Source organism: Mycobacterium sp. 1245499.0, assembly GCF_001673615.1.
Taxonomy (GTDB): Bacteria; Actinomycetota; Actinomycetes; order Mycobacteriales; family Mycobacteriaceae; genus Mycobacterium; species Mycobacterium europaeum_A.
Genome location: NZ_LZMG01000054.1, coordinates 1 through 12,196, shown reverse-complemented (window position 1 = coordinate 12,196; position 12,196 = coordinate 1). Strand labels below are relative to the sequence as shown.

Sequence of the window (12,196 nt, the reverse complement as noted above, 5' to 3'; positions counted from 1 at the left end):
CGTTTACCAGTAACAAGCTGCTGATCGCGATGGCCGGGTTGATCGCCACGGTCTCGGCGGCCCGGCCGCGGAAGCCGGCGGCGTTGGCGCGGTCCTGCGGCGTGGAACCGTCCGAGCCTATGTCGCCGTTGATGTTTCGGTTGTTGATCATGTCATCGGCGTGCCATTCGGCGGCCAGCGTGAGGGCGTTGTTCCTGACGACGTCGTTGGTGCAGCCCGCCTGGTGCTGCAGGGTGTAGACGGCCGACACCACCGCGCCAACGCCGCCGGCTTCCGCGGCCGGGCCGCCGAGACCGTGGCGATCAACCCGGCCATCGCGATCAGCAGCCTGGAACTGGTCAACCAGTGGTATTACAACCCGGACGACATGGCGATCATCCGCGACTGCGCCAACAACACCATCGGGGTGTGGTCGGACAACAGCATGGACCGCACCGTGGTGGTGGCGGTGTACGGGCAGCCCGACCCGCCCAAGCGGTAGGCCTCAGCGTCTAGCGCGCGGCGGTATTGAGCGCCGACAAAACCGTTTCGGGATCGGTTGTGGCGCCGCGGTTGTAGGGCAGCTTCGACAGGGCCGTGGCCATCGCGCACGTATTGGTCAGCGCGGCGAAAGTCAGCCCGCCACCGATCGCGGCCGCCACCCATTTCAGGCGGGGGAGCGCGACACTGCCCAGCACGGACGACAACACGACCGACCCGGCGACGAGGCGCACCTGCCGTTCCAGATCCCACCGCTGGGCGCCGCGGTCGACGGCGAAGCCTTGCCCCTCCCAGTCGACGATTCCGTTCTCGAGGACGCGCCCGCCGGTCAAACCGGCGTTCCGCAACAGCGTTTGGGCTTTGGTGGAGCGTTGTCCCGACCGGCATACCAGGACGACCTCGTCGTCCCCGCCCAAGAGCTGGGCGACCTCACGGGTGTGTTCGTCCAGTACGTCCAGGGGCACGTTGTAGGACCCGGAGATGTGGGACGTTTCGAACTCCGCGGGGGTCCGCACGTCGACGATGCGTGGGGCGGGCGAAGACTCGAGTTGCTTGCGTAGCTCGGCCGAAGTGATGGCGTCGGCGGTCGGTGCGCTCATGTGATTCCTCCCGTTGTGGGCTCCTCAATTGGTCACTACCCGCTATCGCGGTGCGGGCCGTCCTTTTCGATCACGTTGAACCTGAGGTGATGTCGAGCTTTTCCGCGTTGTCGTAGTCGTCATCGATCAGCACGACGCGGCGTTGATGCCGATCGAGTAGCGCCGCGGCGATCGACGCCCGGTAGCCGCTGGCGCAGTGGATCCATAGTTCGCGGTCCTGGGGAAGTTCGCCGAGGCGTTCCGGTAGCTCGTGCACCGCAATGTTGACCGCATCGCGCACGTGGCCGCTGTCGAATTCGTGTGGCTGGCGAACGTCGACGACGGTGACCGCATCGTCATCGAGCACATCGACGAGGTCCTTGAAGGACGCGACCCGGTAGCTGCGCAGCGGCGTGCCGTCGGCCAGCGCGCGTATATCGCCGGTGGCACTGCCGGTGAGGCGATCGACGCCGATGCGGGCGAGTTCGCGCTGAGCGTCGGCGACCTGCTGGGCATCCTCACCGATCAACGTCAGTGGTGCGCCCCAGCGGTACAACCACCCGAGGTAGTTCACGAACGAGCCCGACAGCTCGAACCCATAGGTGCCGGCCAGATGCCCCGCCGCGAATGCCGTGCGGTTGCGCAGGTCGACCACCCACTCGCCGGCGTCGATGCGGTGGCGAAGTTGGTGTGCGTCAACCGGTTCGGGCGGCGACAGGTCCGCCGCTTCGGGGCCCGCCCTGTTGATCACACCCATGTGTGCGTAGTAGGCGGGAAACGCCGAAAGTCCTTCCAGCAGCTCGTCGACGTATTGCTGTTCGTCCTGGGTCAGCGCCGGGTTGCTGCGGCGTTGTTCGCCGATGGTGGAGGCGTCACCGTCGGGTGGCGTGGCCGAACAGAAGCTGCCGAATCCGTGGGTGGGATAGATCGCGGTTTCCGAAGGCAGCTCATCGGCGAGGCGCCGGACCGAATGATATTGCAGCCGGGCCAGTTCCTCGGTGTGGTCGTCGCCGACCAGGTCTGTCCTGCCAGTGCTGCCGAACAGCAGCGATCCGCCCGTGAAGACGCCGACGGCCTCGCCGGAATCGTCACGCAGCACGTAGCTGACGTGATGGTGGGTGTGTCCGGGTGTGAGCAGCACTTCCACATGAATTTCGCCGGTGTCGATCCGGTCGCCGTCCCCGACCGCGTGGCGGTCGAAGTCGACGTCTTCGCCTGCGGGAACGACGTATTGGGCACCGGTCGCTTGGGCCAGTGCCAGCCCGCCGGTCACGTAGTCGTTGTGGATGTGGGTCTCCAGCACGTGGGTGATGCGCAGGTCTCCCGTCAGCTCGAGCACCCGGTCGATGTCTCGTTGCGGATCGACGGCGACGGCGACCGTGCCGTCGCTGATGAGATAGCTGCGGTCGCCCAGACCCGAGGTCTCGATGATCGTCACGTCCACCATCGTTTTCTAGTACCCCGAAAGCGGATTGGCGTCGCAAGTCGAGCCGGCGTTGGCCGCGGCCGGAACGCGTGTGAAACCCACGCTCACCACGTCAATGGCCGGTTTAGCGCAGCTCAGCGCGGGCAAACCTTTCGGTCACCGAAGCATCGCAGCGTTTCAACCACGGTGATTTTTGCGCTGGCCCGCTCCGCACACCCGTCGGGTGTGTCGCTAACCGCCGGTGAGGGATTCGTCGGCCATGTCGCAGACGCACACGTACCCGCCGTGGCGCCACGGACCGAACTGGGTCCCGCGCCTGCGCAGCAGATGCTGCGCGTAGACCTTGTCGCGTTGATCCCGCGAGAACGCGAAGTCGAGATTGATGGGCAGGCCCGCCCAGTCGACCTGGTCACTGGCGGGTTCGTCGCCGGCGCCGCCGTACCTGAGCCGGCACTGCAGCGGGCAGCCGTTCTTGATGACCCGATCGGGTCCATCACACTCCCGAGCCACGATGACGTCACTCCTTCAGGCGCGCGACCTTACGAGTGCATCGTGCGACGCCGAAGTTTCGGCGGTAGGCGCGCGATGTTTCCGCTGTGTTACGGGTGGCGGGTCGGCGTCAGTAGACGTCGCGGTGGTAGCGCTTGTCGGCGCTCAACGACTGGACGTAGTCCTTCGCCGCTTCCGGGTCGAGCTTGCCGAATTCGGCGGCGATCTCGCAGAGTGCCCGGTCGACGTCCTTGGCCATGGGATCCGCGGTGCCGCAGACGTAGAGCTGGGCGCCGTCCTGCAACCAGCTCCACAGCTGCGCCCCGCGTTTGCGCATCAGGTGCTGCACGTAGACCTTCTGCTGCTGATCGCGGGAGAACGCCAGGTCCAACTCGGTGAGGAACCCGTCGTCACGCATCTGCTCGAGTTCGTCGCGGTAGTAGAAGTCGGTGGCGGCGTGCTGCTCGCCGAAGAACAGCCAGTTGGGTCCGGTGTGGCCGAGTGCGCGCCGTTCCTGCAGGAAGCCGCGGAACGGCGCGATCCCCGTCCCGGGCCCGATCATGATCATCGGGGTGTCCGACTCACTCGGCGGCCGGAAATTGCTGGACTGCTGCAGATACACGGCGACGCGGTCGCCGGGGGAGCGGTCGGCGAGGTAGGTCGAACACACCCCACGGCGTGCGACGCCCTGGAAGTTGTAGCGCACCGGGGAGACGGTCAGGTGGACTTCGCCCGGGCACTCCTTGGGGCTCGACGAGATCGAATACAGCCGCGGCTGAAGGCGTTTGAGGACCCGCAGCCACTCGTGGGCCGACGCGGAGACGGGCAGCTTGGCCAGCAGATCGATGGACTGGCGACCCCACGTCCAATCCGCCAGTGCGCGTTTGTTTTCCGGCTTCAGCAACTCCGCGAGTGTGGGGTCACCGGTACGCTCCTGCACGAAGCGCACCAGATCCCGGCTGATGTGGGCGATCTCGATGCGCTCGGTGAGCGCGGAGCGCAACGACATCAGGCCGTGCTCGCCGACCTCGACCGGGGTCTGCCCGTTCAGTCCGGTGACCGACAGCCACTCGTCGACCAGCGCGTCGCTGTTGCGCGGCCACACGCCGAGCGCGTCACCGGCCTCGTAGCTCACGGATTCCTCCGGCATGTCGAAAACCAGGTGCCGCACGTCTTTTGTCGATTCCGGTCGGCTCAACACGGTGTTGCGGACCATGCCGGTGATCAGCGGATGCTTCTTGCTGTAGGCGCCGGCGGCGGGCGCGCCGGGGCGAGGCGCGGCAACCGTGGACGTGCGGGCCGGCGCCGTCACACTTCCGTCCCCGCCGACCGAGGTGGGCGTCCGGGTCAGGGCCTCGATGACGTCGCCAACCCACTTCGTCGCGGTGTCGTCGTAGTCGGGTTCGCAGTCCACCCGGTCGGTGATGCGGGTGGCGCCGAGCTCGGCGAGGCGGGCGTCCAGCTTGCGGCCGTGGCCGCAGAAATCGTCGTAGTTGGAGTCGCCCAGCGCCAGGACGGCGTAGCGGGTGTTGGTGAATCGCGGTGCGCCCTCGGATGTCAGCGCTCGCCAGAGGCCGGCGCCGTTGTCGGGCGCGTCGCCGTCGCCGGTGGTGCTGGTGACGAACAGCACCTCGCGCGTCGTCGTCAACTGCGCCGGCGGGAAGTCATCCATGCTGTGCAGCGCGACCGGGAGTTCCGCGGCGCCCAACCGGGCGGCGATCTCGCCGGCGAGCTCCTCGGCGTTGCCGGTCTGCGATGCCCACAGCACCACCACGGGCGCGCGCTCGGCGGCGGGCTTGGTGTCGGCGGGCGTGGCGGGCGGTTGCTCGACGGCCGGCGCCGGGGCGGTGGGCGGTGCCTCGGCCAGGCCCCCCGGTCCGTCGACGCGCGAGAACAATCCGGCCAGAAGGCCGTCCACCCACAGCCGGGTGCCGGCATCGAACGGCGCACTCGGCGGCAGGGTGGGCACACCGGCGGTGCGGCGACCGGCGTCAGAGCGAAGCCCGGAGAGCATGCCGGCCAGATACGAGCGGCCGAGCTCGTTGAATTCCGGCTTGGCTTGCGTTGTCACACCCAGCAATTCGCCGAGGGCGTCGACTTGTGACACGCTGATTTCTCGTACCTCCGTGGGTGCGGATGCCGGTGTGTCGGGGACCGCCGGCATCTCGGTTCCGGGATCGGGTTGCGCGACGGCGACCTTCGTCAGCGTGACCGCGCACGCCTTGAATTCCGGTTGGCTCGAGATGGGATCGACGGCGTCGTTGGTGACGGCGTTGATGGACAGGTATTCGCCGAAGGAGTCGTTCCAGTGGAACGGCGCGAAGCAGTTGCCGGGCCGCACCCGGTCACTGACGACAGCGGGCAGCACGGCGCGGCCGCGCCGGGACGCGATCTCGATCTGATCGTCGTCGGCGATGTGCAGGCGGGCGGCGTCGTCGGGGTGGATCTCGACGAACGGCCCCGGATTGAGTTTGTTGAGTTTGGCGACCTTGCCGGTCTTGGTCATGGTGTGCCATTGGTGAGGCAGGCGACCGGTGTTCAGCAGGAACGGGTAGTCGTCGTCGGGCATTTCGTCGGGCGGCAGGTGCGGGCGGGCGAAGAACACCGCCCGGCCCGTCGGCGTCGGGAAGGCCAACCGGGGCACGCTGCCGTCCTCGCGGACCAGCCGCGTCTGGCTGACGCCGTCATTGAGGTAGCGGATCGGGTTGCGGTCGCCCCCGCCCTGCGGAGCGCACGGCCACTGCAGCGGGCTCTGGCGCAGCCGCTCATAGCTGACACCGCGCAGGTCGTACCCGGTCTTCGGGTTGGAGAACCGCTTGATTTCTTCGAAGACTTCCTCGGCGCAGGTGTAACTGAACGCCTCCGAAAAGCCCATCTCGCAGGCGATCCGGGCGATGATCTGCCAGTCCGGCAGCGCGTGGCCCGGCGCCTGGACCGCTGGCTGGAACAGCGTCATGTTGCGCTCGGAATTGACCATGACCCCTTCGGACTCCGTCCACAGGGTCGCCGGCAACAGCACATCGGCGTATTCGGTGGTCTCGGTCTCCAGGAACGCGTCCTGGGCCACCACCAACTCGGCGCGTTCCAGTCCGGCCAGCACCGTCTTACGATTGGCAACGGAGGCAACGGGATTCGTGCAGATGATCCAGCAGGCCTCGATCTGCCCGTCGGCCATCCGGGAGAACATGTCGATGGTGCCGCCGCCGACCTCGGTGCGCAGCGTTCCGCGGGGAAGGCCCCAAAGGTTTTCGACGAACTCGCGATCCTCGTCCGATAGCACCGAACGCTGACCGGGCAAACCCGGCCCCATGTAACCCATCTCGCGACCACCCATGGCGTTGGGCTGGCCGGTGAGGGAGAAGGGGCCGCTGCCCGGCTTGCAGATCGCGCCGGTGGCCAGGTGCAGGTTGCAGATGGCGTTGGTGTTCCAGGTGCCATGGGTGCTCTGGTTGAGGCCCATGGTCCAGCAGCTCATGAAATTGTCGGCCTCGCCGATCATCTGAGCCGCTTTGCGGATGTCCGCTTCCAGGATGCCGGTCACGGCGCTGACCATGTCGGGCGTGTACTGCTCCAGGAAGCCGGGCATCACCTCCCAGCCCTCGGTGAATTCGGCGATGAAATCGGGGTCCGTGTGGCCGTTCTCGACGATCAGGTGCAGTAGCCCGTTGAGCAGCGCCAGATCCGATCCCGGCGCGATCTGTAGGTACAGATCGGCCTTCTCGGCGGTCGCGGTGCGGCGCGGGTCGACGACGATCAGCTTCGCGCCCGCCTTGACCCGGTCCATCATCCGCAAGAACAGGATGGGATGGCAGTCGGCCATGTTCGCGCCGATGACGAAGAAGACGTCGGCACGGTCGAAGTCCTGGTATGACCCGGGTGGTCCGTCCGCGCCGAGCGAGAGTTTGTAACCGGAACCGGCGCTGGCCATGCACAGTCGCGAGTTCGACTCGATCTGGTTGGTGCCGATGAAGCCCTTGGTCAGCTTGTTCGCCAGGTACTGCGCCTCGATGGACATCTGGCCGGACACGTACATCGCGAAGGCGTCCGGACCGTGTTCGTCGATGATCGCGCGTAACCGGTTCGCGCACTGGGTGATCGCCCGATCCATGTTGACGGGCTCGAGTGGCTCACCGCGGTCGGCCCGCACATGGGCCGAGTCCATCCGGCCCGGCGCGCCGAGCATCTCCGCGGTGGTGGCGCCCTTGGTGCACAACCGGCCGAAGTTGGCCGGATGTGCTTTGCTCCCAACCGACTTGGCGACGTGATCGCGGCCCGTTTTCGGGTCCGTTGTGACCTGCAACACTATGCCGCACCCGACGCCGCAGTAAGCGCACATGGTGTTCACGGCGTTGTCAGGCGCCACGGACTCCCTGGTCACGCTTACGTCCCTTCGGTTCGAGTGCGCACGAGTTAGCTCTGTCTCGGGTGAGTTCATTGTGGAGCAGGCATGTTTCGGCATCGCTGCCCGAAATTTCCCCGGGTTTACTTCTTCCTCTCAGCGGCTGGCGCGCCGATGTGAAATCGCCGGGGAATTCGCGGCCGTGGAAGGCGTTACCGCAGGTCACCGTTGACCGGCCGTCCCGCTTGAGGTTACGCAGGATTGCCCGCGAAACGCTTCTCAGAAGGGGGTTTTTGACCAAACCGATGGGACATTCACAGTCTTCGCTAAGCTCACCGCGTGCGTCGGCTCATTGTGATCTGTCTGGTTTTGCTGGCCTCCGGCTGCGGCTGGAAGCCGACCGCGCCGCCCCAGGCCCGGCCCGACACCTGCAAGGACTCCGACGGGCCGACGGCCGACACGGTGCACCAGGCGATCACCGCCGTTCCCATCGCCATCCCCGGCACCATCTGGGTCGAGATGGGCCGCGGGCACACCCGAAACTGCCGGTTGTATTGGGTGCAGATCATCCCGACGATCGCCAGCGAATCCAGCCCGCAGCAACTGCTCTTCTTCGACCACAACAGGCCGCTGGGTAGCCCCACCCCGAACCCAAAGCCGTACACGACGGTGCTACCGCCCTCGGATGACACCGTCACCGTTCAATACCAGTGGCAGAAGGGGAATGACCAGCTGTGCTGTCCGACCGGGATCGGAACGGTCAAGTTCCGGATCGGCCCAGACGGCAAGTTGCAAACGCTGGGCAAGGTTCCGAATCAATAGCGTTTGCCGCCAATGACTTTCCCGGCCCTGCCGGCGTCGCGGCGGCCCGTGATCGGCGGTCGGCCGCTCAGCTCGTGAGGGCCTCTTCCAGGTTCTCCGGGTGCAGCATCTCGACATAACGCAGCCGCTCCGGGATGCCGAACCCGTCGACCAGCGTCTCGGCGTGCGGGCGCAGCGCGCGGCACCGGTCGTTGATACCCCGGGTGACCGCCTTCGCGCGTTCGGTGGACAGGTAGCGGTGCTCGATGTACCACGCCTTGTCATCCTCGATGACCGACAGTGCGTACAGGTCGCACAGGATGCCGAGTATTTCGCGGGCCTTCTCGTCGGGGCACGCGTCGATTCCGGCAACGAACGCCTCCAGGATGACCCGGTCGATGTGCGCGCTGGCCGCGTGCAACACGTGATCCTGCACGGAGTTGAATGCGTCGAAGGCCGACATCTCTTTGGATTTGGCCTGCAGCCGGCGGGCCACCGATGCCAGCAGATACTCCTCGCGGTCCTCGAACATCGTGATCTGCGTGCCGCGGTTGAACAGGCTGCCCTCTTCCTCGCTGTCTTGGCGGGCGTCCACGATGGTTTGGATGATTGCCTCTGCCGCAGTGCGTTTGACGACGCGTTCACCCACCGTGCTGGCCGCGAAGCGCACCCATTCGACCGGACTCATGCTCTTGATGTCGTCGGCGTAGGCCGTGAGCAGTTCCTTGGCCACCAATTGGGTCAGCACGTGGTTGTCGCCCTCGAAGGTGGTGAAAACGTCTGTGTCGCCGCGCAGCCCGATCAGTCTGTTCTCGGCCATGTAGCCGGCGCCGCCACACGCTTCGCGGGCCTCCTGGATGGCCCGGCTCGCATGCCAGGTGTTGGCCGCCTTCAGGCCGGCGGCGCGCGCTTCGAGTTCGCGTTGCTCGTCGGCGTCGGGTGCGTCGGCGCTCTGCACGTCATGACATTTGCCGACCAGTTCGTTCTGCGCGAACTGCAACGCGTACGACTTGGCGATCAACGGAAATAGTCGCCGCTGGTGCACCAGATAGTCCATGATCAGCACTTCGGAACCGTCGTCGGGTGCGGTGAACTGCCTGCGCTGCAAGGCATATCGGGTGGCGATGTCCAGGGCCACCCGGCCGGCGGCGCCGGCGCTGCCACCGACGGTGATCCGGCCGCGGACCAGGGTGCCCAGCATGGTGAAGAACCGGCGATTCGGGTTGTCGATCGGCGAACTGTAGGTGCCGTCGGCCGCGACGTCGCCGTACTTGTTCAACAGGTTGACCCGCGGGACCCGGACATGGTCGAACACGATGCGCCCGTTGTCGACACCGGGCAGTCCGCCCTTGTATTCGCAGTCCGAGGTGGTGATGCCCGGCAGATCGTTGCCGTCCTCGTCGCGGATCGGAACCAGCACGCAGTGCACGCCGTGATTGACCGGCTTCCCGTCCTCGTGGGTGATCAGTTGCGCGAAAACCGCCGCCATGGTTGCGGTTTCGGCGGCGCCGCCGATGTAGTCCTTACGCGCCGAGGGGGTGGCGGAGTCGATGATGAACTCTTCGGTCTCGGGGTCGTAGGTCGCGGTGGTCTCCAGCGACTGCACGTCGCTGCCATGTCCGGTCTCGGTCATGGCGAAACAGCCGCGCAACTCGAGGCTGATGATCTTGGGCACGTAGAGCTCGTGGTGGCGCTCGGTGCCCAGGTTCTCCACGGCACCGCCGAACAGGCCCCACTGCACACCGGCCTTCACCATCAGCGACAGGTCCGACATGGCCAGCATCTCGATCATGGTGATCGCCGCCCCCACGTCACCGGTGCCGCCGTGTTCCTTGCGGAAACTGTCGGCGGCCGCGCCGAACGCCGCCATGATCCGCATCTGCTCCGCCACCTTGGTGCGGGCGATCACGGTGTTCGGCGTGTAGTGCGGCCGGAACAGGTCCTCGGTGAGCGTGGCCCGCATCCGGTTTCTCACATCACGCCAACGCCCGTCCAGTGCGTTGCGCAGATAGTCGGCAGTGCTAGTCGTTTCAGGCGCCATAAGCCGACAGTAATGGGCGGTTCCCGTCGCGGCGAACAACGCTGACAGTTCATGTCCCCGTCCGCATTCTCGCGACGGCCGCCGACCCGCGGCACCCGGCCGCCCACCCGGCTCAGCCTTGGCGGCGAGGGGCTTCTTGCGGCTCGCGATCGGGGGACGGGTGGGGGCGTCCGCCCAGCGGTGACCGCAGCCGATACAGCGTGAATCCGGCCGCGAGCACGCCGAACAAAACGAGCATCCCCATGTCGAACACCCACCAGCCGCTGTAGTGCGTCCAGGTCACGGCGTCGGCCGCCAGCGAATCGACCCTGCGCAGGTTCGTGGTGGACGCCGTGGCCGCGAAGCCCCACTGGGCCGGGACGAACCAGCTGATCTGCTGCAGGCCCCACCTGCTCACCAGCTGCACCAGGCTCCCGTTGAACAGCGCCGCCGCCAGGATCACCGGCACTACCAGCGGCAGGACCTCGCGCGGCGCCTTGCCCAGCGACGACAACGCCAGGCCCAGGACCGCCGACACGATCGCGGTGACGGCCACGCCCGCGTAGAGCTCGACCGTGGCGTTGTGCAGCAGGACGGCGCTGCGTCCCGGTCCCCCCTTGACCGCGATCACGATCGCGAACATGACGGCCGTCCAGAGGGCCGCGGCCAGGCCGTACACGGTGATCTTGGCGGTGAGGTACGCCGGTGCCGTCAGGCCGACCTCCTGCTCGCGCCGGAAGACGCGGTGTTCGCCCACCAGCGCGCGGATGGTCAGCGCCGTGCCGATGATCACCGCCGCGACGTTGAAGGCGGCCAGGAGCTCGATGGCCTCGTGCGGGTTGGTGCTGTCCGCGCCGGGCCTGGCCAGTCCCGAATCACCCGGAATCAGCAGCGTCAGCCCGGCCAGGACGAACGGCAGGACCGCCAGGAACGCGAAGTAGCTGCGGTCGCCGAGGAGCAGGCGAACCTCGCGCCGGGCCAGCAACCGGATCTGCCGAGCCCTGGGCGCCGCGGGCGGCGGCGGCCACGGTGCCGCGACTTCCGGCGCAGTGGTCGGCGCCGACGTGGGCGCTCGGGTGCGAAACGCGCGGTGGGCTCCCTCGGGATCGGCGCCGACCTGCGCGAGCACCCTGTTCCAGTCGGAGGTGCCCAGCGCGGATTCCACCTGCAGGGGCGTCCCCAGGTAAGCCACCTGGCCCGTGCCGGTCAGCACCAACACCTGGTCGCAGACGTTGACGTCGGTGAGCGACGTGAGCGCCGAGATCGCGACCACCACGGCGCAGCCGATATCGGCCTGGCGCCGCAGGACCGCCATGACGTGGCGCTGTTGCGCCGCGTCCAGTCCGGCGGTGGGCTCGTCCACCACGAGCAGGCTGGGCCGGGTGACGAGCTCGACGGCCAGGGCCGCGCACCGGCGCACCTCGGCGGGGAGTTTGCGGATTCGGGTGTCGCGGTGGGCTGTCAGCTCGAGCTCGTCGAGGACCTGGCTGACCACGCGGTCGCGCTGCTCGGGCAAGGTGTCCGGCGGCAGCCGCAGCTCGGCGGCGTATTCGAGGACCTGCGCGACGGTGAGCTGGCGGTGCAGGCGGTTGTCGCGCGGGACCACCCCGATTCGGGTCCGCATGACCTCCGGTTCGTCGTGCACATCGTGTCCATCCACCGTGACGCGCCCCGCGCTGGGCGTTCGGGCGCCGGCCAGCAGCGCCAGCAGCGCGGCATTACGCGCGGCCGACGGTCCGATGACCGCCGTCATGGTGCCGGGGCGGGCCGTGAACGAAATGCCGGACAGCGTCTCGTGCCCGTCGACGGTCAGGCCCAGCCGGTAGGCGGTCGCCCCGGTGGTGCGCGACGCGGTCTGCAGCGGCAGGCGATAGGTGGCGTCGGGTTGCTCGGTGCGGAACGAGGGGCGCTGGGCACGCAGCTTGCTGGTCACCATGCGCTCGATGAGGCTCGGGCCCTGCTGCCGCTCCGCTCCCAACGGGATCGGTGGCCGCCGTAACTCTATTTAAATTTGTTTGGTGGGGGGTGCGGTGTTCGCGGCATTGCTGCCGTGAATTGGACTG

8 protein-coding genes and 1 pseudogene are annotated in these 12,196 nt (G+C 67.3%); 2 read left to right on the top strand and 7 right to left on the bottom strand.

All coding sequences use genetic code 11. The annotated features are described in order from the left end of the window. Positions 1-346: CAP domain-containing protein (locus tag A5646_RS02585; protein WP_369806901.1), on the bottom strand; the 346-nt coding region annotated here is incomplete at its 3' end. Between A5646_RS02585 and A5646_RS02580 the strand changes: the two are divergent. Beyond that, positions 251-481 (top strand): annotated as a pseudogene (locus A5646_RS02580) (CAP domain-containing protein); the annotation flags it as partial. The gene A5646_RS02585 and the pseudogene A5646_RS02580 sit on opposite strands and share 96 nt — an antisense overlap. A 10-nt stretch (positions 482-491) precedes the next feature. On the opposite strand, the gene A5646_RS02575 reads toward A5646_RS02580, so the two are convergent. The 4 genes from A5646_RS02575 to A5646_RS02560 form a co-directional block, all read right to left on the bottom strand. Further along, positions 492-1,079 (bottom strand): rhodanese-like domain-containing protein, encoded by a 588-nt coding sequence (locus tag A5646_RS02575; RefSeq protein ID WP_067019652.1) that lies wholly within the window; start codon positions 1,077-1,079, stop codon positions 492-494. A gap of 70 nt (positions 1,080-1,149) precedes the next feature. After that, complete coding sequence (locus A5646_RS02570; protein WP_067019661.1) at positions 1,150-2,502, bottom strand: rhodanese-like domain-containing protein; 1,353 nt, start codon at positions 2,500-2,502, stop codon at positions 1,150-1,152. Between the two features lie 213 nt (positions 2,503-2,715). Beyond that, positions 2,716-2,961, bottom strand: a complete 246-nt coding sequence (locus A5646_RS02565) for a hypothetical protein (protein ID WP_197505099.1) — start codon at positions 2,959-2,961, stop codon at positions 2,716-2,718. Between the two features lie 142 nt (positions 2,962-3,103). Beyond that, complete coding sequence (locus A5646_RS02560) at positions 3,104-7,336, bottom strand: bifunctional nitrate reductase/sulfite reductase flavoprotein subunit alpha (protein ID WP_067019648.1); 4,233 nt, start codon at positions 7,334-7,336, stop codon at positions 3,104-3,106. Between the two features lie 330 nt (positions 7,337-7,666). Here A5646_RS02560 and A5646_RS02555 point away from each other — a divergent pair, with 330 nt between their 5' ends. Then, complete coding sequence (locus A5646_RS02555; RefSeq protein WP_066877640.1) at positions 7,667-8,134, top strand: LppP/LprE family lipoprotein; 468 nt, start codon at positions 7,667-7,669, stop codon at positions 8,132-8,134. A gap of 67 nt (positions 8,135-8,201) precedes the next feature. On the opposite strand, the gene A5646_RS02550 is transcribed toward A5646_RS02555, so the two are convergent. Together A5646_RS02550 and A5646_RS02545 are read right to left on the bottom strand one after the other, a co-directional pair. After that, positions 8,202-10,154, bottom strand: coding sequence for an acyl-CoA dehydrogenase (locus A5646_RS02550; RefSeq protein ID WP_066867180.1), 1,953 nt, complete (start codon positions 10,152-10,154; stop codon positions 8,202-8,204). A 112-nt stretch (positions 10,155-10,266) separates the two neighbouring features. Next, positions 10,267-12,069 (bottom strand): ABC transporter ATP-binding protein/permease, encoded by a 1,803-nt coding sequence (locus tag A5646_RS02545; RefSeq protein WP_197505098.1) that lies wholly within the window; start codon positions 12,067-12,069, stop codon positions 10,267-10,269. Positions 12,070-12,196: the final 127 nt, after the last annotated feature.